At 73.8% G+C, this 20358-nt stretch carries 17 protein-coding genes; 9 read left to right on the top strand and 8 right to left on the bottom strand.

Annotation, left to right across the window (positions count from 1 at the left end; genetic code table 11):
- Window positions 1-87: 87 nt before the first annotated feature.
- Together AOJ26_RS16980 and AOJ26_RS16975 are read right to left on the bottom strand one after the other, a co-directional pair.
- Window positions 88-843: a dienelactone hydrolase family protein gene (locus AOJ26_RS16980; RefSeq protein ID WP_053849145.1), complete on the bottom strand. Its 756-nt coding sequence runs from the start codon at window positions 841-843 to the stop codon at window positions 88-90.
- Window positions 844-968: 125 nt separating this feature from the next.
- A complete protein-coding gene (locus AOJ26_RS16975) occupies window positions 969-1589 on the bottom strand; it encodes an L-threonylcarbamoyladenylate synthase (protein ID WP_053849144.1) in 621 nt (206 codons plus the stop codon).
- Window positions 1590-2479: 890 nt separating this feature from the next.
- Here AOJ26_RS16975 and AOJ26_RS16970 point away from each other — a divergent pair.
- From AOJ26_RS16970 to AOJ26_RS16960, 3 genes are all read left to right on the top strand, one after another.
- Window positions 2480-4063, top strand: coding sequence for a helix-turn-helix domain-containing protein (locus AOJ26_RS16970; protein WP_053849143.1), 1584 nt, complete (start codon window positions 2480-2482; stop codon window positions 4061-4063).
- Between the two features lie 250 nt (window positions 4064-4313).
- The gene (locus AOJ26_RS16965; protein WP_053849142.1) at window positions 4314-4550 is read left to right on the top strand and encodes a hypothetical protein; all 237 of its coding nucleotides are present in this window, start codon (window positions 4314-4316) and stop codon (window positions 4548-4550) included.
- 99 nt (window positions 4551-4649) lie between these two features.
- Window positions 4650-5615 carry a phosphotransferase family protein gene (locus tag AOJ26_RS16960; RefSeq protein WP_053849141.1) on the top strand — a complete coding sequence of 322 codons (966 nt, stop codon included), beginning with the start codon at window positions 4650-4652 and terminating at the stop codon, window positions 5613-5615.
- A 196-nt stretch (window positions 5616-5811) separates the two neighbouring features.
- On the opposite strand, the gene AOJ26_RS16955 is transcribed toward AOJ26_RS16960, so the two are convergent.
- Entirely contained in the window at window positions 5812-6555 is a 744-nt protein-coding gene (locus AOJ26_RS16955; RefSeq protein WP_053849140.1) for a CbtA family protein, read from the bottom strand.
- A gap of 16 nt (window positions 6556-6571) precedes the next feature.
- Window positions 6572-6790 carry a CbtB domain-containing protein gene (locus AOJ26_RS16950; protein ID WP_053849139.1) on the bottom strand — a complete coding sequence of 73 codons (219 nt, stop codon included), beginning with the start codon at window positions 6788-6790 and terminating at the stop codon, window positions 6572-6574.
- Between the two features lie 215 nt (window positions 6791-7005).
- Here AOJ26_RS16950 and AOJ26_RS16945 point away from each other — a divergent pair, with 215 nt between their 5' ends.
- Window positions 7006-7623, top strand: a complete 618-nt coding sequence (locus AOJ26_RS16945; RefSeq protein WP_234358578.1) for a histidine phosphatase family protein — start codon at window positions 7006-7008, stop codon at window positions 7621-7623.
- A gap of 153 nt (window positions 7624-7776) precedes the next feature.
- On the opposite strand, the gene AOJ26_RS16940 is transcribed toward AOJ26_RS16945, so the two are convergent.
- On the bottom strand, window positions 7777-8661 hold the full coding sequence (locus tag AOJ26_RS16940; RefSeq protein WP_053849137.1) for an alpha/beta fold hydrolase: 885 nt from the start codon (window positions 8659-8661) through the stop codon (window positions 7777-7779).
- A gap of 123 nt (window positions 8662-8784) precedes the next feature.
- On the opposite strand from AOJ26_RS16940, the gene AOJ26_RS16935 reads away from it, so the two are divergent.
- Together AOJ26_RS16935 and AOJ26_RS16930 are read left to right on the top strand one after the other, a co-directional pair.
- Entirely contained in the window at window positions 8785-10764 is a 1980-nt protein-coding gene (locus AOJ26_RS16935; protein WP_053849136.1) for an AfsR/SARP family transcriptional regulator, read from the top strand.
- Window positions 10765-10854: 90 nt separating this feature from the next.
- Window positions 10855-13842 (top strand): glycosyl hydrolase, encoded by a 2988-nt coding sequence (locus AOJ26_RS16930; protein ID WP_053849135.1) that lies wholly within the window; start codon window positions 10855-10857, stop codon window positions 13840-13842.
- A gap of 52 nt (window positions 13843-13894) precedes the next feature.
- On the opposite strand, the gene AOJ26_RS16925 is transcribed toward AOJ26_RS16930, so the two are convergent.
- Window positions 13895-14536 (bottom strand): class I SAM-dependent methyltransferase, encoded by a 642-nt coding sequence (locus AOJ26_RS16925; RefSeq protein WP_053849134.1) that lies wholly within the window; start codon window positions 14534-14536, stop codon window positions 13895-13897.
- Window positions 14537-14635: 99 nt separating this feature from the next.
- Here AOJ26_RS16925 and AOJ26_RS16920 point away from each other — a divergent pair, with 99 nt between their 5' ends.
- Complete coding sequence (locus AOJ26_RS16920) at window positions 14636-15088, top strand: flavodoxin family protein (RefSeq protein ID WP_053849133.1); 453 nt, start codon at window positions 14636-14638, stop codon at window positions 15086-15088.
- Here AOJ26_RS16920 and AOJ26_RS16915 read toward each other — a convergent pair.
- Window positions 15085-15801, bottom strand: a complete 717-nt coding sequence (locus AOJ26_RS16915; protein WP_053849132.1) for a response regulator — start codon at window positions 15799-15801, stop codon at window positions 15085-15087. The genes AOJ26_RS16920 and AOJ26_RS16915 overlap by 4 nt on opposite strands.
- Window positions 15786-17084, bottom strand: coding sequence for a sensor histidine kinase (locus AOJ26_RS16910; RefSeq protein WP_053849131.1), 1299 nt, complete (start codon window positions 17082-17084; stop codon window positions 15786-15788). Before AOJ26_RS16910 ends, AOJ26_RS16915 begins: the two co-directional genes overlap by 16 nt.
- A gap of 218 nt (window positions 17085-17302) precedes the next feature.
- Here AOJ26_RS16910 and AOJ26_RS16905 point away from each other — a divergent pair, with 218 nt between their 5' ends.
- A complete protein-coding gene (locus AOJ26_RS16905) occupies window positions 17303-17995 on the top strand; it encodes an ABC transporter ATP-binding protein (protein ID WP_053849130.1) in 693 nt (230 codons plus the stop codon).
- Window positions 17992-20358, top strand: a complete 2367-nt coding sequence (locus AOJ26_RS16900) for an ABC transporter permease (RefSeq protein WP_053849129.1) — start codon at window positions 17992-17994, stop codon at window positions 20356-20358. The genes AOJ26_RS16905 and AOJ26_RS16900 overlap by 4 nt, the downstream gene beginning before the upstream one ends.

The following is a 20358-nucleotide window of genomic DNA, read 5'->3' as shown; positions in this document are numbered from 1 at the left end:
GCTTGGTCTCGACGGCTTGCCCGGGGCCTCGGTCCCGCCCCCGGCACCGCTTGCGCGTCGAGCCGCAGCACCCTCACCGGGCTCCGCCTAGAACGTGCGCTTGAGCAGGTCCAGCAGTGCCGTCCAGTGCCGCTCGTCGGCCTCGGGGTGGTACGAGGCGGTGTCGGCCTGGGTGAAACCGTGCGGGGCGCCGTCGTAGACCTCGCAGCGGTGGCGGACCCCGGCCTCGGTGAGCACGGCGGCAAGCCGCTCGATCTGCTCCGGGGGCAGCGACGGGTCGTCGTCGGCGTGACCGAAGTACACCTCGGCGGTGATGTCCCCGGCCACCAGATGCGGGCTGTCCGGAGCGTCGGTCGCCAGGCGTCCGCCGTGGAAGCCGGCCGCCGCGGCCACCCGGTCCGGATAGGTGCCGGCGGTCAGCAGCGACAGCCGTGCGCCCATGCAGTAGCCGGTGAGGGCTACGGGACCGTCGGCCGCCTCGGGGCGGTCGGCCAGCCAGCGCAGATACGCCCCGGCGTCCCGCATCGCGAGCTCGGGGGTCAGGGACCGCACGAGCGGAGTGACCGCGTCGAAGATCTCCGGCCGCGCGTCGGGGTCGATGAACTCGGGCAGCTCGACGACCGGCGCGCGTCCGTGCCGGTAGAAGACGTTGGGTACGAGGACCGTGTACCCGGCCCCGGCCAGCCGGTCGGCCATCGACCTGAGGTGGGGGCGCAGCCCGAACGCGTCCTGGAAGAGCAGGACGGCCGGCCGGGGCGCACCGTCGCCCGGGTGGGCGAGATAGGCGTCGGCGACACCGTCCTCGGTGGGGATGTCGACGGCGGTTCCCTGTACGGAGGTCATGGGGGGAGTGCCTCTCTGCGCGTGCGACGGCGAGCAGGTCGCCGGCCCGGCGGGACCGGGCCGGGGCACATGGTTGCACGTACCATCCACTTGCCCGTCGCGGCCCCTGCCACTTGGGCGCCGCTTTACTCGAACCGGCTGGTGTCCCCCGCGCCGTAGCGCACGATCTCCGCCTCGCCGCCGGAGAAGTCGATCACCGTCGTCGGTTCGGTGCCGCAGTCGCCGGAGTCGACGACCCCGTCCAGCACATGGTCCAGACGGTCCTTGATCTCCCAGCCCTGGGTCATCGGCTCCTCCTCGTCCGGCAGCAGCAGGGTGCTCGACAGCAGCGGTTCCCCGAGCTCGGCGAGCAGTGCCTGGGTCACGACGTGGTCGGGGATGCGCACGCCGACCGTCTTCTTCTTCGGGTGCTGGAGCATGCGCGGCACCTCCTTCGTCGCCGGGAGGATGAAGGTGTAACTGCCGGGCGTCGACGCCTTGATCGCGCGGAACACGTCCTTGTCGACCCGTACGAACTGTCCGAGTTGCGCGAAGTCCTGGCAGACCAGGGTGAAGTGGTGCCGGTCGTCCAGATGACGGATGGTCCGGATCCGGTCGATGCCGTCACGGCTGCCCAGCCGGCACCCGAGCGCGTAGCAGGAGTCCGTCGGATACGCGATCAGCGCGTCCGAGCGGATGCTCTCGGCGATCTGGGAGATGGTGCGGGGCTGCGGGTTGTCGGGGTGCACGTCGAAGTACTTCGCCATCCGTCGAGCTTATGCGGTCGGCCCACGGCAGTGCCGCAGGCCGGGGTGACGTCGACTGCCGGGGCCGCTCCCCATGGCGTCCACCCGGGATGCGTCCCCGCGGCGAGTGACCGCACGGTGAGGTCGTGGACGGCGGGGGGAGGCTCAGGCTCCACGCGACCGTGGCCCGGAGAAACGGCCACGCGTGCTCCGCGTGACGGCGAGCTGGCGACTCACACGCCACTCCGTGGCGGCTTGGCGAGTCGGCTCCGCGGGCTCCGGCTTGTCGCGGCTCGGTGAATCGGCCATCGGCGACACACGCGGCACGCGATCGCGGTCCAGCGACACGGCCCCCGCCGCACGCCTCCGGGCGACTCCTCAGCACGGCCGCGCACCATCCCGCCGCAGCGCTGCGGACCTGGCCAGCCGTCACCAGCCCTCGACCGACCTGTGGGGCCGTGCAGCCCCACAACGCCACCCAGCCAGGAGCCGGCGACTCACACTCGACCCCATGGCGGCTTGGCGAGTCGGCTCCGCGGGCTCAGCCTGGTGCGGCCCGGCGAATCGGCCACGCGCGCGGCACGCGATCGCGGTCCAGCGACACGCCCCCCGCCGCACGCCTCCGGGCGACCCCTCGGCACGGCCGCGCACCATCCCGCCGCAGCCGCAGCCGCAGCCGCAGCCGCAGCCGCAGCCGCAGCCGCAGTCGGTGCCGGAGCCGCAGCGGTGCGGGCCTGGCCGGCCAGCCGTCGCCAGCCCTCGACCGCCCCGTGGGTCCGTGCAGCCCCGCAACGCCACCCAGCCACCCCCTCCGTCACCCGACCGCAACCGACAAGCGCCCCTCCGCTGCTCGTGAGGTAACGTCCCGAGCGGTGTTGTCAGGGGACGCGCAGGGCGAGGAGAAGGGTGACGTGGCAGGTCAGGGGGGTGGACGCGGTGGCGGTCGGGCGGCGGACGCCCAGACCCCGGCATGGGCGCGGGAACTCCTCGACCATCTGCGGCCCACGGGACGGGACGTCCGCAAGGTCGTCGCCTGGCTCGCGGAGACCGTGCACGGCACGGCCGTCCTCCAGGACGACAGCGGCACCCTCGTCGCCGGAACCCCGATGCCGCTGGACGAGAGCCTCGTCGCCGGCATCCTCACCGGACGCCTCGCCTCGGCGGCCACCGAGGAAGGGGGAAGTCACCTGCGGCTGGTCAGGGTGGAGCACCCGAACCCGGCGTCCGGCGGAGCGGGAGTGCTCGCGGTGGCCCGCCCGGAACCCTTCGACCGGCGCACCTCCGACATCCTCACGCACACCGTCCAGGTCCTCGAACTCCTGCTGCGCGCCCGCGAGACGACCGAGGCCGGGCGGCGCCTGAAGCGGGCCACGTCCGATCTGCGCCTGGCCATACTCCAGTTGCTCATGGTCGAGGACACCGTCTCGGCGCGCCGGGTCGCCGCGGGACTGTGGCCGGGTCTGCTCGACACCGACACGGCGTGCGTCTACGTCCTTGAGGGCGACGCGGCGGAACGCGACCGGCTCGCCGAGGAGTGCCTCGGCCTGACCGGCGACCGGGCCCTGGTGGTGCGCTGCCCGGCCATGGACGGGCACGTGATCATCGTGACCACCGGGGACGCGGCAGGCGCGGCCCTGCGCTCACTGGTCGACCGCACCCCCGGCACCCTGCTCGGCGGCAGCGCCCGGCAGAGCCTCGCCCGGACCGCCACCGCCTACGGACAGGCGGTCAGCGCTCTGGCCGTGGCACGCGTACGGCCGGACAAGGCGGCTCTGTACGCCGAACGCAACCGCCCCGAGCGACTGATGGACCCCGTCGCGCTGCGAGCGTGGACCGCCCGGCTGCTGCGCCCGCTCGACACGCTGCCGCACCACACCCGCGCCGAACTGCTCGCCACCACCCGCCTCGGCCTGGAGTTCACGGCTGTGAGCGCGGCCAAGGTTCTCGGTGTCAGCCGCAACACGGTCCGCGCCCGGATGGAACGCGTCGAGTCCCTGCTGCGCACCGACTTCACCGACCTGGCCGTGCGCGCGACCGTCCACCTGGCCCTGAGCACGCAGGTGAGCCTCGCGGACGGCCAGGACGAGAACGGCGGCACCCGGCAGCCCCGCGCCCGTCTGGACGACCTACTGGCCGGACCCGCGCTGGAGACCTGGGCACGGGAGCTGCTGGGGCGACTGGACGGCGACGGCCGCGACCTGCGCCGCACCCTGCGGAGCTGGATTGCCGCGGGCGGCAACGCGGAACGGGCCGCGCGGACACTGGCCGTCCACGCGCAGACCGTGCGCGATCACGTCCGCAGCGCCGAGCCGGTCCTCGAACGCCGGCTGCTCGCCTCCGGCGGTGACCTGTACGAGGTCGTCCTGGCCCATCTCGCGACGGGCGAACTCGCCCACCCCGACCTGCCCCGCGACGACCAGGGCCATCCGGATCATCCTGATCATCCTGACGATCCAGGCCATCCTGGCGATTCGGGCGCACCTGTGCACGGGTGAGCCCTGTGCCGCGCACAGCGGGCATCGACGCGATTCACAAGGGTGCGCAGGTCACGTAGGTTCGAGGCACCGCGGGGGGAACGACCGGAACGGGGGACCGGTCGCGCCCCCCGTGACGTTTCTCCGCCGTCGAGCTGCCCGGAGGCCCAAGGGGCCGACCCGTTGGCGCGTTTTCGTCCCCGGGTGGACTGACCTGCGGATGGCGGGTACTCGTCCGGCTCCGGAACGACTACCGCTGGAGGAGGCCGGAATGACCAGCAGCACGGAGACCGGCGGCGCGACCGGCACGCCGGACAAGGACTACAACCTGATCTGGTATGTGGAGGCGTGCCTGAGCAACGCGCTGCGACTGGAGAGCTACATCCAGGACGCGGAGCGCGCCAAGGACACGGAGGTCGCCGACCTGTTCCGCAAGGCCCAGGCGGACAGCCGAAAGGGTGCCGAGCTCGGCAAGAAGCTCCTGCGCGCCCGCCTGAACGGCGGCTGACCCGGTAGGTGCGGAAGGGCCGGACAGACGGGTGTCCGGCCCTTCCGTCGTGCCGGAAACGCGTTGCCGCCGGGTCGCGGGTGCCCTACGGTCCCGACCATGCTGCCCCTGGTGGACACCGACGAAGAGTGGAACGCGGTCGTCCGCGAGGACACGGTCCTACGGCCCGGGGTGGAGGACCTCTGCGTCCGCCTCGGCCTGCGCGGCAGCCCGCTGACCCGGCTCCCCGACGGTTCGCAGCCGGTGTACACAGTGGGCGAGGATTTCGTTCTCAAGCTCTTTCCGCGCCCGGCCGCGCGGCACGGTGTCGCCGAGGGCCGGGTGCTCGCACACGTCCACAACCGGCTCCCGGTGCCGACGCCGGCGGTCCACGCCTGTGGTGAGGACGAGAACGGCTGGCGGTACGTCCTCATGTCCCGGCTCCACGGCGAGAACCTCGCCCGGGTCTGGGGCCACGTCCCGCGGCACGACCGCGAGCGGCTCGTCAGCGAGATCGGCACGGTGCTCGCGACACTGCACGCACTCGACCCGGCTCCGCTCGAAGACGTCCTCGGACCCGGTGACTGGGGTGCCTTCCTGGACCACCGCCGCGAGGAGACGGCCGAGCAGCAGCGCCGGAACGGCCTGCGGGAGCCGTGGCTGCGACAGATCCCGGGGTTTCTGGACTCGGTGGCCCTGCCGCGCGCTCCGCGGCGGACCCTGCTGCACACCGAGGTGATGCGGCAGCACTTCCTCGTCGACCCCGTCGGGTGGCGCCTGACCGGACTCTTCGACTTCGAGCCCGCCATGATCGGCGACGCGGCCTACGACTTCGTGGGCGTCGGCGTGTTCGTCACCCGTGGCGACGCCCGCCTCATGTCCCGCCTCACCGCCTCCTACGGCCACGCCTTCGACCCCGCCGTGCTGATGGCCCACGCCCTGCTGCACGTCTACAGCGATCTGCCGTGGTACATGCGGGAGTTGGGCGCGCCGGAGGAGGGAACGCTGAACGGGCTGGCGGAGGCCTGGTTCGGGATGGACGTGCCGGTCCGGCACATGAGGACGCGGGGCCCGCGCGACAAGTGATGCCGGGCCCCGTTCGACCGGTGACACCGGGCCCCCGTGCGACCGGTGACGCCGGGCCCGTGTGGGCGCACGGCTTCGGCGCCCGGCACCCGCCGGCTGAACAGCCGCAGCTCATGACGGCACCGCGACGTCCCGCGGCCGTCGTGGGACCACGTGGTGGGCTCCGCCGGGCGCGCCCCCGGCGGAAGCCCTCACGTCAGGCGACGAGCGCGGAGACCTCGTTCCGGGTCCGCCCCGGTTCGAGGACCCGCTCGGCCAGGAAGCCGAACAGCAGCCCGAACGCCGCCCACAGCACGGCCTGGACGCCGAGGGAGGCCAGACGGAACTCCCAGAGGTCGGTGGCCGGGAAGCCCTTCGGGGTGTTGTCCCCGGCGGGCAGGACGACCATCGCCACCGCCACCGCGGCGGCGAAGGCCACGGCGGCCGCGGTGGAGGCGTTCCAGTTGCCCCAGCCCGGGGCGAGCCTGCGGCCCAGCAGGACCGCGCCGATCCCGAGGAGCACGCTGAGCGCGATCATCAGCACGAACAGGGCGGTGCGCTGGTCGATGCTGTCCGGGTCACCCACCGCGGGCGGGTTCGCCGGGTACTTGAGGGTCGGCACGAGGTAGACGGTGAGGAACCCGCCGAGCGCCGCGAGCCCCGCCGTCGCCCGTGCGCCGAATCTGCCGATCCGGCCCAGCGCGAAGCAGAACGCCAGCGCCATGATGCCGCCGATGGCGACCCCGAAGACGAGGACGCCGGTGGCGAGTCCGGCCGTCGACTGCACGGAACGGCTGACGAGCTCCTCGCCGTGCTCATGGGAGCCCGCCTCCTCGAAGGCGATGGCCGCGTCCACCGGGCCCTCCCCGACCAGGTAGGCGAAGACGAAGGCCAGGACGCCGGCACCGAGTCCGGCGAGCATGCCGCGCGCCAACAGGGCGCGTACGACTGTGGAGTTCATGATGACGGTCCCCGCCTCAGTGGCAGGGGAAGCCGAGCAGGTGGCGTGCGTCGTGCACCCACTCGTGGACGCCCTCGCCGGAGACGAGTGCGGTGGCGCCCTGCTCGGCGCCGACGAAGTACAGCAGGACCAGCATCAGGACGCCGAAGAAGACGGCCCAGGGGGCGAGCGCCCGCACCGGCAACGGGGTGAGGGCAGGGGTGGTGGGCGTGGGGGCGGCAGTGGACTGCGCCATGGCGAGACCTCCTCGGGAACAACGCGTCCCGCATCGTGTGGAGCACTCGACGACGGCGTTGGGTCTGACTCACCGCCACCTCGTCGGCCGAGGGGCGGCACACAGTGGCGCGACCGTGCCGGGCTTGCACCGGACTTCCGTGGCGCCGTCGTCCTTGTCGTCCCAGATGGTAGGGGCAATGCGGGCCTCGGCCAACATGGCGTACGCCACCTACGATGAACCACCCCCGGCGACTCGACGAAAGGGCCCGCATGACCGTCCGGCTCACCCTGCTGTGCGCCGCCGCCCGCACGGAACGCGACGTCCGCTTCGCCGACGCCCCCCTCGACGAGCGGGCACTGCACCGGGTGCGGGCGCTCGCCGGAGCCTTCCCGCGGGCCGCCACCCACTGCACGGCACCCTCGCGGCGCTGCACCGAGACGGCCCGGACCCTCGGATGGGAACCCGTCACACCGCAACCGGCGCTGCGGGACCTGGACATGGGCTCCTGGTACGGCCGCACCCTCGACGAGGTCGCGGCGGCCGACGCGGCGGGGCTGGCCGGCTGGCTCGCGGACCCGCAGGCGGTGCCGCACGGCGGCGAGAGCGTGGCGCAGCTCTGCGACCGGGTGGCCGCCTGGCTGGACGCGCTGCCGTCCGACGCGGGGCGGGTGCTCGCGGTGGTCGAACAGGCGGTGGCGCGGGCCGCAGTGCTGCACGCGCTGGGCGCACCGCCGCAGGCGTTCTGGCGGATCGACGTTCCACCCCTGTCCACCGTGGAACTCACCGGCCGCGCCGGGCGCTGGAACCTCCGGATGGCCGAGCTGCCGCTCAGCCCTCGCCCCCCACGGTGAGGTCGTCTCCCGGCACTCGTCCACCAACTCCGGGAAGAAGCTGCGCGCTTGGCCGTAGCCGTCCTCGGTGTGAACTCGTCCACGTTCAGGGAAACCCTCTCCCGCCGTACCTGCTGCGGACCACGCGGGGGAGGGGTAGCCGGCGGCGATGGATCAGGCTCGCCGCAGGACGAGTTCCCGCAGGGCCTTCGCCACGTCCGCCGGGGCCTCCTCCGCCATGAAGTGGCCGCAGGAGACGGTCGTGTGGTGGAGGTCCTCGGCCCAGGCACCCCACAGCGCGGTGGCCTCGAAACCGAGCGCGGCGCCCCAGTCCTGCTGGAGCACGGTCACCGGCATGCCCAGCCTGTGCCCCGCGGCCCGGTCGGCCTGGTCGTGCTCGACGTCGATGCCCGCGGAGGCGCGGTAGTCGGCGACGATCGACGGCACCGCCTCGCGGCAGGCGCGCAGGTACTCGGCCCGGACCCGCGGCGGGATCGCGTCGGGCCGGTTCGCCCACACGTCGAGGAAGTGCCCGAAGAACGCGTCCGCGCTCGCGGCGATCATCCGCTCGGGAAGACCGGGCGGCTGGGCCATCAGGTAGAGGTGGAAGGCGACCGCGGCCGACGTGCCGTGCAGGGCGTCCCACATGTCGAGCGTCGGCAGGACGTCCAGACAGGCCAGGTGGGAGACGGCGTCCGGGTGGTCGAGGCCCGCGCGGAAGGCCACCAGCGCGCCCCGGTCGTGCCCGGCCAGCGCGAACCGGGGGTGCCCCAGCTCGCGCGCGAGGGTGACGACGTCATCGGCCATGGTCCGCTTGGAGTAGGTGTCGGGGCCGTCCTCGCGCGGCTTGTCGCTGTCGCCGTAACCGCGCAGGTCGGGGCAGATCACCGTGTGGTCGGCGGCCAGGTCCGCGGCGACATGGCGCCACATCAGGTGGGTCTGCGGGAAGCCGTGCAGCAGGACGACGGGCGTGCCGGTCCCTCCCACGGCCACCTGAAGGGACACGTCGTCGGCGACGGAGACGCGCTGGTACTCGAATCCGGCGATGGTGGGCTTCACGGCGGGGTTCTCCTCGGTGGTACGGCGGGTGGGGCGGCATCCGCGTCCGGGTCGGGTGGTGCCGATGCCCCCAGCGTCCGGGGAGCGAATGAGCAACGGATGAACGCGTGTACGTTGAGGTGTGTGCGCGTGGTCGAGTTCGGGGTCCTGGGGGCCGTGGCCGCCTGGGACGGGAGCGGTGAGCCGATCGCCCTCCGGGGCCCGAGGCACCGTGCCGTGCTGGCCCGCCTCCTCGTCGCCCGCCGCAAGGTCGTGCCCGTGCCCCGCCTGGTGGAGGACCTGTGGGCGGGGGACCCGCCGGCGGACGCGGTCGGCGCCGTCCGGACCTTCGTGGCCGGACTGCGGCGCGCGCTGGAACCCGAGCGGCCCCGCCGGACCCCGTCCCGACTCCTCGTCACCGAGGGCCCCGGCTACGCGCTGCGCACCGAGCCCGCCCACGTCGACGCCTGGCGGTTCGAGCACACCGTCGCCGCGGCGGCCGGCCTGTCTCCCGCACAGGCGGCACCCCGGCTGACCGAGGCACTGGAGCTGTGGCGCGGCCCCGCCTACGCCGACTTCGCCGAGGAGCCCTGGGCCCGGGCGGAGCGCTCCCGGCTCGCCGGGCTCCGGCTGGCCGCCGTGGAACGCCACGCCGAGGCCCGGCTCGCCCTCGGTGCCGCCGCCGACGTGGCCGCGGACCTCGACGCGCACGTGGCCGAACACCCCTGGCGGGAGGACGGCTGGCAGCTGCTCGCCGTCGCCCTGTACCGCTCGGGCCGCCAGGCGGACGCCCTGTCCGTCCTGCGGCGCGCCCGGGAGCTGCTGCGCGAGCACCTCGGCGTGGAGCCGGGCCCCCGGCTGAGCCGCACCGAACAGGACATCCTGCGGCATGCCGGCCACCTGGACCCGGGCCCCACCGGTGCGGCCGCACAGGTCTGGGCGGAGGCGTCGGCGTCGTACGAGAGCATGGTGCCCCTGCGGGCCCGCACCCGGCTTGAGTCGACCGCGGTGCTCATGCGCGACCTCGCCGTCACCGGGGGCGGCGGGCTGGAGGCGGCACGGCGGCACCGGGCCGCGGCCGTGGCGGCGGCCGAGCAGCTCGGCGACCCGCAGCTGACGGCCCGGGTCATCGGCGTCTACGACGTGCCCGCCGTCTGGACCCGCTCCGACGACCCGGACCAGGCCGCCCGGCTGGTGGGCGCGGCGGAACGCACCCTGCGCCTGCTGCCGCCGGGCGCGCACGAGGCGGCGAGGACACGGCTCCTGGCCACCGTGGCGGTGGAGTCCCGCGGCATCCTCCCCGAGGGGACGCGCGCCCTCCAGGCGGCCCACCAGGCCGTGGCCGGCGCCCGGCGGCTCGAAGACGCCAACCTGCTCGTCTTCGCCCTCAACGGCCTGTTCATGCAGTCCTTCGAGCGGGCAGGACTCTCCGCCCGGCGGGACGGGATCGGCGCGGAGATCGCCGAAGTCGCCGCCCGGCACGGCCTGTTCACCTACGAGGTCCTCGGCCGGCTGATCCGGATGCAGGCCCACAGCGCCACCGCCGACTTCGCGGCCGCCGACGGGCACGCGGCCGCCGCCGACGCGCTCGCCGAACGCCACGAACTGCCCCTGGTCGCCGTCTTCACCACGTGGTACCGCGCCCTGCGCACCGCGGCGACGGAGCCCCCGCATCGCGGGGAGGCCGCGTACCGTGAGGCCGCCCGGTCCCTGACGGGCGCGGGCATGCCCGGCCTGGAACACGGACTGCTGCCCCTGGCCCTGCTGTGCCTGCGGCTGCACCACGGCCTCCCCGTCACCGCCGACCCGCACACCGACTGGGGCCCCTACGAACCGTTCGTGCGCCCCCTGTTGCTGCTCGCCGAAGGGCAGGAGCGGGACGCCGTACGCCTGTTGGCCGGTGTTCCCGAGCCGCCCGGTGACCTGCTGTACGAGGCCCTGTGGAGCCTGCTCGCCCGAGCGGCGATCCAGGTGGGCGACCGTGCGCTGATGCGGCGCGCCCGAAGCGCGCTGGAACCGGCCCGGGGTGAACTCGCGGGCGCCGCGAGCGGACTGCTCACCGCGGGCCCCGTGGCGGACCATCTGGACACACTGGCAGCCGCTTTCACCGTGCACGCATCTTGACCTCGGTCGAACCACCGGCTTAGCGTTCGGGCGTTCACAGCGATTGAAACGATTCAATGGCAATGGTTCAAGAGCACCTTGGGGCACCCCATGCATGAAGCCATCCCGCAGCGCGGCGGAATATCCCGGCGCGCGGTCCTGGCCGCCGGACTGACCGCAGGCGCCGTCGCGGCGCTCGGAGCGCCGGTCCCGGCCGCCGCCTCGGGGACGACCGTGAACTGGTTCGCCGCTCCTGCGAAGTCCGTGCGGCCGCGGTTCCGCTGGTGGTGGCCGGACGGTCTCGTCGACCCGGACGAGGTCGCCCGGGAGATCGACCAGATCGCGGACGCGGGCTTCGGCGGTGTGGAGATCGCGGCCGTCCACCACAGCATCAAGGACAAGTCGGTCCTGGACACCGCGCACCACGGCTGGGGCAGCAGGCCCTGGCGGGACGGCGTCGAGGCCGCGCTGCGCCGCGCGGTGAGACGGGGGCTCACCGTCGACATCACCCTCGGCCCGAGCTGGCCGGTGGCCGTCCCCGGTCTCACGCCCGACGACGAGGCCGCCGCCCAGGAACTCGCCCACGGCCGCGCCGCGGTGACCGGCGGAAGCACCTACCAGGGCCCCGTCCCGCCGCCCGTCCGCGCCTCGGCCTCAGGGGTGACCGGTCAGCGGCTCCTCGCCGTGCAGGCCGCCCGGGTCGAACCCGCCAACTCCACCCGCAAGGAGACCGGCCTCGACCTCGCGAGCGTCCAGGACCTCACCGCGACCGTCACCGGCTCCACGCTGACCTGGACGGCCCCCGAGGGCGGCGACTGGGTGATCGTCTCCTACTGGGCGCGCGGCTCCGGCCAGCAGCCCGAGTCGGGCCCCCACTCCGTCCCGGCCGCCTACGCCGTCGACCACTTCAGCCCCGCGGGCACCGCGGCGGTCACCTCCTACTGGCAGGACCACATCCTCACCCCGTCCCTGCGGAGCCTGCTGCGGGCCGCGGGCGGCTCCTTCTTCGAGGACTCCGTGGAACTGGAGACCGACGGCCTGACCTGGACGCCCCTGCTGCCCGAGGCCTTCGAGAAGCACACCGGACGGCCCCTGCTGCCGTACCTGCCCGCCCTCGTCCTGGACAACGGCAACCAGGTCTTCGCCTTCGAGGCCCAGCTGACCCGGCAGATCCGGCACGACTTCTGGGAGACCGTCTCCGGCCTGTTCAACCGCAACCACCTGACGGCCCTGCGGAACTGGGCGCACGGCCTCGGCATGACCCTGCGCTCGCAGCCCTACGGTCTCCAGACGGACGCCATCGCCTCGGCGGCGATCCTCGACATCCCCGAGGGCGAATCGCTCGGCTTCAAGAACCTGGACGACTACCGCTGCCTGGCCGGCGGCCGGGACATGGCAGGACGAACCGTCCTGTCCTGCGAGGCGGGCGCCTACAACGGCTCCGCGTACAGCACGACCTGGGACCGCTTCCTGCGCACCATGGGCGGCGCCTACGCGGCCGGCGTCAACCAGACCGTCGTGCACGGCTTCTCCTACGCCACCGCCCCCGGGGTCGCCTGGCCGGGCTTCGCGGCCTTCAGCCCGTACAACGGCACCGCCGGCTACGGCGAGTCCTGGGGCCCGCGCCAGCCCACCTGGCGGCACGCCGAGGACATCTCCGGCTACCTGGGCCGGGTCCACCAGGTGCTCCAGAGCGGTACCGCGCGAGCGGACGTCGCCGTGTTCCGGCAGACCGGCTACACCGCCACCGGCATCGGCGCCTCCTGGTTCACGGCGACCGGTGTCCCGCTCGGCTGGAGCCACCAGTTCCTCAGCGGCCCCCTCCTCGACCTGCCCTCCGCCACCGTCTCCGGTGGCCGGCTCGCCTCCGACGGCCCCGCCTACAAGGCACTGTTCGTCGAGGGCGACTTCTTCTACGGCTCCACCCCGACCCTCGCCGTCGACGACGCCCGCAAGATCCTCGCCCTCGCCGAGGCGGGGCTGCCCGTGGTCCTGTTCGGCGCCTTCGACCAGGCCCTCACCCCCGGCGTCCCGGACCAGGGCGAGACGGACCGGCTGCGCGACCTCCTCGCCCGGCTGCTCGCCCTTCCCCACGTCGTCCGGGTCACCGACAAGGCCGCGATCGGCGACGCCCTCGCCGGGCTGGGCGTGCGCGCCGACGTACGGCACGCGACCTCGTCCACGCTCCTCAACGCCCACCGGGTCACCGCCGACGCGGACTTCTACTACCTGTGCAACGGCAAGCACGCCGAGACGGTCAAGCCGCCCGTGGCCGCGATCGACCACGACGTCACCCTGCGCCGCACCCGCGGCGGCCGGACGGTGCCGTATCTGCTCGATCCGTGGACGGGCGAGGCGACCCGGCTGGCGCGCTACACCGAGGACGGGGGCGACTTCACCCTGCGGGTCACCCTCCAGCCCGGCCAGACGATGATCGTCGCCCTGGGACGGCCGGGTCTGTTCGGCGACCGGTACGGCAGCAGCCCGCACGCCGAGACGACCGACGCCGACGCGGTGCTGTTCACCGAGCGCGGGCTGACCGTGCGCGCCCGCACGGCCGGTACCTGGACCACCCGCCTCTCCCAGGGCCGCACCGTCACCACCAGGACGCCCGCCGTGCCCGCGCCGATCACCCCGGCCCGCTGGGAATTGGAGGTCGACGACTGGTACCCGGGCCCGGACGCCACCCGCACCGAGCACGTCCGGCGCAGCCTCGCGCTCGACACGCTCAGGCCCTGGTCGCAGATCCCCGAGCTGGCCGACTCGGCGGGCGTCGGGCGCTACCGCACCACGGTCACCCTGCCGGCCGACTGGACGTCGTCCCACGGGGCCGTGCTGGAGCTCGGGCAGGTCAGCGACACGTTCCGGGTGAGCGTCAACGGGCGGCGGCTGCCCGCGGCCGACCGGCTCCACCCCGTCGTCGACCTCGGCTCCTGCCTGCGGCGCGGTGACAACACCATCGAGGTCGAGGTGGCGACCCCGCTCGTCAACCGGCTCAGGGTCGAGCAGCCCGCCGTGTTCGGCGGGGTCGCCCGCCAGGACCACGGTCTCGTGGGGCCGGTGCGACTGGTGCCGTACGCGCAGGTGGCCGTGGGCTGACCGGCCCGCGGAGGACACCGGCGTCGACTCGTCCCGTGCCGGCCGGGACGAGTCAGGCGTGTCCCCCGGGAAGAGCGCAGTACAGGAACAGGTGCGGTTCGGCGGCGCCCTCGGGGTGGTCCGGGGTGAACTCCACGAGCCGCTCCGCCTCCACCGTCAGACCTGCGCCGCGCACCACGGCCACCACGTCCTCGGCGGCGAAGCTGGTCGCCCGGACGGGCTGGCCCATGAACTCGATCGGCAGGTCCTCCACGTCGGCCGGCACGGTCGCGAGGACCAGGGATCCGCCGGGCCGCAGGGACCGCGCCAGCCGCCCCAGCACCTCCGACTGCTCGGCGCGGGTCATCTGGAGCAGCGAGAAGTACACGCAGACCGCGTCGAACGCACCCTGTTCCAGCGGCAGTTCACGGATGTCGGCCTGGCGGAAGCTGGCCTCGGGCACCTGCCGCGCGGCGAGCTCGACCATGACCGGGGAGACGTCCACCCCCAGCACCTCGTGGCCCGCCGCGGCCAGTGTCGACGCGGTGGGCCGGCCGGTGCCGCTGCCCACGTCCAGGACCCGGCTCCCGGGAGCCAGCCTCCCGAGCAGCCACTCCAACGACTCCAGGTGGGCCTCGGAACGGGCGAACGCCTTCTCGTACTCCAGGCCCAGTGCGTCGAAGACCACTGCTGCCCGCTGTCCTCCGTCGGCCACGACTTCGCTCCCCCCTCGCGGTTTTCGGCATCGTAGCCCGGCGGCACCCGGCCACGGCACGGCTTGCGGACGAAAGCCGGGGCAGGGCAGGGTTCGACCGTGGCCACCTTGCTGATCGTGCATCACACCCCCTCGCCCAACTGCCAGGCGATGTTCGAAGCCGTCGTCTCCGGCGCCACGGCACCGGAGATCGAGGACGTCCGGGTGGTGCGCCGAGCGGCCCTGTCCGCCACCGCCTCGGACGTGCTGGAGGCGGACGGCTACCTGCTCGGCACCCCGGCCAACCTCGGCTACATGTCCGGCGCCCTCAAGCACTTCTTCGACCAGGTCTACTACCCGTGCCTCGACGAGACGCGCGGGCGGCCGTTCGGCGCCTACGTGCACGGCGGCAACGACGTCACCGGCGCCCTGCGCGGCATCGAGTCGATCACCACGGGTCTCGGCTGGCGGCGTGCGACCGATCCGGTGACCGTCACCGGCGAGCCGGGCAAGGCCGACATCGAGGCGTGCTGGGAGCTGGGGGCCACCGTCGCGGCCGGGCTGATGTCCTAGAGGGCGGTCTCCGGGGCGCCGCCCGGAGTGACGAGGCCGCTCTCGTAGGCCAGGACGACCGCCTGGACGCGGTCGCGCAGGTCCAGCTTCGACAGGATCCGGCCGATGTGCGTCTTCACCGTCGTCGGGCTGAGGAACAGCCGCTCCGCGAGCTCGGCGTTGCTGAGCCCCGTCGCCAGCAGCCGCAGCACCTCCAGCTCGCGCGGGGTCAGCCCGGACAGGTCCCGGTGCAGACCGGCCGAGGGGGCCGCCTCCTCCCGTTGCGCGAAGCGCTCGATCAGCCGCCGGGTGATCGTGGGCGCCAGCAGGGCGTCCCCCGACCGCACCAGCCGTACGGCGGCCACCAGGTGCTCGGGCGTGACGTCCTTGAGGAGGAAACCGCTGGCCCCGGCGGTGAGCGCGGCGTAGACGTAGTGATCGAGGTCGTACGTGGTCAGGATGATCACGCGGACCTCGCCCGCGGTGTCCTCGGCGAGGATGCGCCGGGTGGCCTCGATGCCGTCCATGCCCGGCATCCGGATGTCCATGAGGACGACGTCGGGGCGGGTCCGCCGGACCGCGGCGACCGCCTCCGCCCCGTCCGCCGCCTCCGCCGTCACGTCGATGCCGTCCGCGGTCAGGATCATCCCGAACCCGGTCCGTACGAGGGCCTGGTCGTCGGCGATGACGGCCCGCAGCCGGTCGCCGCTCACGTCGTTCACACCGTTCGCCACGGCACCTCCGCTCTGATGCGGAAACCGCCGGCCAGGGTCGGACCCGCCGTCAGCTCGCCGCCGTAGACCGCGAGACGCTCGCGCAGGCCGATCAGCCCGCGGCCGTTCCCGTCCGCCGGTACCCCGTCGCGGACTCCGCCGGTGTCCACGACCTCGATCTCCAGCCTGTCGTCGGACCAGCCGACGGTGACGACGGCCTCGGCGCCGGGCGCGTGCTTGATGGTGTTGGTCAGCGCCTCCTGGACCACCCGGTACGCCGTGAGGTCCACACCGGGCGGCAGCGGCTCCGGGGGCAGCGAGACCGCCACGCCGACCGGTGTCCCGGCGGCCCGCACCCGGTCGACCAGGGCGTCCAACCGCCCCAGCCCCGGCTGCGGTTCGAGGCCGTCGGCGGGGGAGTCCGCCCGGCCGGTGTCCGGTGCGGCCAACAGGCCCATCACGTGCCGGAGTTCGGCCATCGCGGCCCGGCCCCCGGCCTCGACCGCGAGCAGCGCCTCCTTGGACTGCTCGGGAGCCACGTCCATGACCTTGCGGGCGGCGCCCGCCTGGATGACCATCACGCTCACATTGTGGGTCACGACGTCGTGCAACTCCGCGGCGATCCGGGCCCGTTCCTCCTCCACGGCCCTGCGGGTCGCTTCCTCGTGAGCCTGTTCCAACGCCGCGAACCGGTCCCGGCTGGCCGCGAGGCGCCGCCGCCCGAGACGGACCACGCTGGCCAGCACTCCCGCCACCAGCAGCACCACCCCGGGACTCGACCAGCCCGGCAGCACCGGCTGCGTCGACCGGAAGGCCACCCCGGCGAGGACGGCGGCGACGACGAGCCCGGCCATCGCGCCCACCCGGTGCCGGCTGTGCATCACCGCGCTGTACGTGCCGATGACGCAGGTCAGGACGTTGATCCAGGAGGCGTCGTCACCGATGGCCAGCCCCGCGCAGAGCACCACCGCGAACACGGTCAGCGGAAACCGGCGGCGCGCCGCGAGCGGCAGTGCCGACAGCACCACCAGGATCCAGGGCGGTGCGGCGGCCGGTTCCTCGATCCGCGCGCCCGGGATCTCGGGAGGCACGGGCGGCACCGGCACGCCGTTCTCGAACCTCGACATCCGCACCGGCCCGTCGCCGGGATAGCGCGACGCCACCACCAGCGCGACCACCGTCAGCAGCACGGCCAGCAGCACGTCGAACCACACCGACCGCCGTGACAGCGCGACGCCCCTCGCCTCCGGCCGCAGCGCGAAACGCACCTGCCGACGCCATCCCCGCAGGTACTCCGTCTCCATGCGCCCATTCTCGCCGTCCCCGGGGTCCCGGCGCGTCCGCCCGCGCGACCAACGCCCCCTCCGGCGGGCGTACTTCGCAGGGATGACCCCGCCTGCCGGTCCTCCGCACGGAGGGGCCCGTCTCGGTGCCGCGGCCGACGCGCCCGGGGCCCGTTCTTCCCTACCTTCACCAGGCCGGCAAGGACACGACTCGACGACCGACAGGACGGGCACCTCCCATGACCGCAGTGATCGAACTGAAGGGCGTGGCCAAGCGCTACGACCAGGCCGGCGCACCCGCGCTCGGACCGCTCGACCTCTCCGTCGCCCAGGGCGAGGCCCTCGCCGTGACCGGCCCCTCCGGCAGCGGCAAGTCCACGCTGCTGAACCTCGTCGCGGGCCTCGACAAGCCGACCGAGGGCACCGTGACCGTCGCCGGACAGCGGATCGACCGGCTCGGCGAGCACGCCCTGGCCCGGTTCCGCCGTGAACGGATCGGCATGGTCTTCCAGTTCTTCAACCTCCTGGACGACCTCACCGTCCTCGACAACATCCGGCTTCCCGCCCAGCTCACCGGAACCTCCCGGCGCAGGACCGAGGCACGGGCCCAGGAGCTCATGGCGGTCCTGGGCATCGAGAAGCACGCCCGCGCCCACCCCGGCCGACTCTCCGGCGGCGAACGCCAACGCGTCGCCGTGGCAAGGGCGTTGGTGAACCGTCCCGCGCTGCTGCTCGCCGACGAACCGACCGGCGCCCTCGACAGTGCCTCCGGCCAGGACGTCCGGGAGCTCCTCGTCGACCTGCACCGCGGCGGGCAGACCATCGTGCTCGTCACCCACGACCCGACCCTCGCCGAGGCCTGCGCGAGCCGCACCGTCCACCTCGTCGACGGCCATGTCGCCCTCGATTCCCGTACGGAGGCCGTGCGATGACCGGCCCCCTCGTCCGCGTCGTACGCGCCGGGGTGGCCCGGCGCCGGGTGCAGACCGTCGCCGTCGCCGTCGCCACGATGATGGCCGTGGCGGCGGCCGTGGTCGCCGGTTCCCTCATGGTCGTCTCGAACGCGCCCTTCGACCACGCCTTCGCCGCGCAGAACGGCGCCCACCTCACCGCCGAGTTCGACCCGGTCAAGGCCGGCGCCGCGCGGATCGAGGCCACCGGGAAGCTGGCCGGTGTCACGGCGAGCGCGGGACCGTACCCCACCACGATCCTGCGGGCAACCGACTCCGCCGGCCGGCAGCCTCCGGCCATGACCCTGGTCGGCCGCACCGGCCCGCGGGCCGCCGTGGACGACCTCGACCTCACAGCCGGCCGGTGGGCGAGAAAAGCGGGCGAAGTCGTCCTCGGCTCCGCCTACCAGGGGCCCGCCTTCAAGGTGGGCGACACCCTGACCGCCTCCGGTACCACGCTCACCGTCGTCGGCTTCGCCACGTCGGCCAGCAGGACCGCCGACGTGTGGGCGACTCCCGCGCAGGTGAGGGCACTCGCCGCGAAGGACGGTCCGGTCAGCAGCCAGATGCTCTACCGCTTCGACTCAGCGGGCTCGAAGGACGAGATCGCCGCGGACCGCAGGAAGCTCCTCGCAGCCGTGCCGTCCGGAGCGCTCCTCGGCACCCAGTCCTACCTCGACACCAAGCGTGCCGCCGACCAGGGCGCCGCCCCCACCATCCCGTTCCTCGTCGCGTTCGGGGTGCTCGGCATCGTCATGTCGGTGATCATCGTCAGCAGCGTCATCAGCGGCGCGGTCGGCACCGGCCTGCGCAGGATCGGGATCCTCAAGGCCGTCGGCTTCACGCCGCGCGAAGTGGTCCGTGCCTATGTGGCCCAGGCGCTCGTTCCGGCGAGCGTGGGCATCGCGCTCGGAGTCGTCCTCGGCAACCTCCTGGCCGTACCGCTCCTCGACGACACCGAACAGGCGTACGGCACCGCCTCCCTGTCCGTCGCCTGGTGGGTGGACGTCGTGGTCCCCGCCGGGGCGCTCCTGGTCGTCGGGCTCGCCGCCTTCGTCCCCGCGCTGCGGGCCGGGCGGCTGCGCACGGTCGAGGCCATCGCCGTCGGCAGGTCCCCGCGCACCGGCCGCGGCCGGGGGCACCCGCTCTGGGGGAGGGCGTACCGCGCCGCGGGCCGGCTGCCGCTGCCCCGAGCGGTGACCTACGGCCTCGCCGGCCCCTTCGCGCATCCGGTCCGTGCCCTCGCCATGCTCCTCGCCGTGGCCTTCGGCACGATCGCGGCGACCTTCGCCGTCGGACTCACCTCCTCACTGAACGAGGTCAGCGCGGTGCAGGACCCCGAGGACCGTTCCGCGGTCACCGTGTTCACCGGCGGTCCGGGCGTCGCGGGCGGCGAGCACGTCCCGGCGCCCGGCACCCCGGAGCCCGAGCCGGCCGACCCGGCGAAGGTGAGCGCCGCAATCGGGGCACAGGCCGGCACCGCCTCCTACTACGGGCTCGGCCAGCAGGACGCCACCGTGGCCGGGGTGTCCGGAACCGTCCGGGCCCGCCTGTATCAGGGCGACTCCACGCGTGGCGGCTACGCCATGATCTCCGGGCACTGGCTCACCGGCGCCGGCCAGGTCGTGGTGCCCGGCCGGTTCCTCGACAACACCGGCACCGAGATCGGCGACACCGTGCGCGTGACCGTCGGAAAGGAGACGGCCGCCCTGAGGATCGTCGGGGAGGCCTTCGACACCAACGACGACCCCCTGGAGATCCAGGTGGACAACGCCGACTTCCCCGCGGCGAAGCCCCAGGTGTTCCTCGTCGACGTGGAACCGGGCGTCACCGCGGCCGCGTACGCCGAGGGACTCGCCGCGCGGGTCGAGCCCCTCGGCGCCGACGCCCGCGCCAACACCCCTTCCCGGCAGGACAACTTCGTGTTCATCCTGAACACGATGGCCGTCCTGCTGACCCTGATGCTCGTCTGTGTCGCGGGCCTGGGCGTCCTCAACTCCGTCGTCCTGGACACCCGCGAGCGCGTCCACGACCTGGGCGTGTTCAAGGCGCTCGGCATGTCGCCCCGGCAGACCGTGAGCCTCGTCCTCGCCTCGGTGGCCGGCATCGGCGTGCTCGGCGGGCTCGTCGGGGTCCCCGCCGGCTACGCGCTGCACGGCCTCGTGCTCCCGGTGATGGGACACGCGGCGGGCACCGAACTCCCCAGGTCCGTCCTCGACGTGTACGACACCCCGCAACTGCTCCTGCTGGGCCTGGCCGGACTCGCCATCGCCCTGCTCGGCGCCCTGCTCCCGGCGGTCTGGGCGGCGGGGTCCCGGACGGCGACGGCGCTGCGCACGGAATAG

The organism is Streptomyces sp. NRRL B-24085, from assembly GCF_001282115.1.
Lineage (GTDB): Bacteria > Actinomycetota > Actinomycetes > Streptomycetales > Streptomycetaceae > Streptomyces.
Note: the sequence above shows the minus strand (reverse complement) of the source record. Positions and strands in the feature narration are given on the sequence as shown.

What these genes read in the sequence shown, in the direction of transcription:
- AOJ26_RS16980 (WP_053849145.1), bottom strand. Translation starts at nt 843, where the DNA reads ATGACCTCCGTACAGGGAACCGCCGTCGACATCCCCACCGAGGACGGT.
- AOJ26_RS16975 (WP_053849144.1), bottom strand. Translation starts at nt 1,589, where the DNA reads ATGGCGAAGTACTTCGACGTGCACCCCGACAACCCGCAGCCCCGCACC.
- AOJ26_RS16965 (WP_053849142.1), top strand. Translation starts at nt 4,314, where the DNA reads ATGACCAGCAGCACGGAGACCGGCGGCGCGACCGGCACGCCGGACAAG.
- AOJ26_RS16960 (WP_053849141.1), top strand. Translation starts at nt 4,650, where the DNA reads ATGCTGCCCCTGGTGGACACCGACGAAGAGTGGAACGCGGTCGTCCGC.
- AOJ26_RS16955 (WP_053849140.1), bottom strand. Translation starts at nt 6,555, where the DNA reads ATGAACTCCACAGTCGTACGCGCCCTGTTGGCGCGCGGCATGCTCGCC.
- AOJ26_RS16950 (WP_053849139.1), bottom strand. Translation starts at nt 6,790, where the DNA reads ATGGCGCAGTCCACTGCCGCCCCCACGCCCACCACCCCTGCCCTCACC.
- AOJ26_RS16945 (WP_234358578.1), top strand. Translation starts at nt 7,006, where the DNA reads ATGAACCACCCCCGGCGACTCGACGAAAGGGCCCGCATGACCGTCCGG.
- AOJ26_RS16930 (WP_053849135.1), top strand. Translation starts at nt 10,855, where the DNA reads ATGCATGAAGCCATCCCGCAGCGCGGCGGAATATCCCGGCGCGCGGTC.
- AOJ26_RS16910 (WP_053849131.1), bottom strand. Translation starts at nt 17,084, where the DNA reads ATGGAGACGGAGTACCTGCGGGGATGGCGTCGGCAGGTGCGTTTCGCG.
- AOJ26_RS16905 (WP_053849130.1), top strand. Translation starts at nt 17,303, where the DNA reads ATGACCGCAGTGATCGAACTGAAGGGCGTGGCCAAGCGCTACGACCAG.
- AOJ26_RS16900 (WP_053849129.1), top strand. Translation starts at nt 17,992, where the DNA reads ATGACCGGCCCCCTCGTCCGCGTCGTACGCGCCGGGGTGGCCCGGCGC.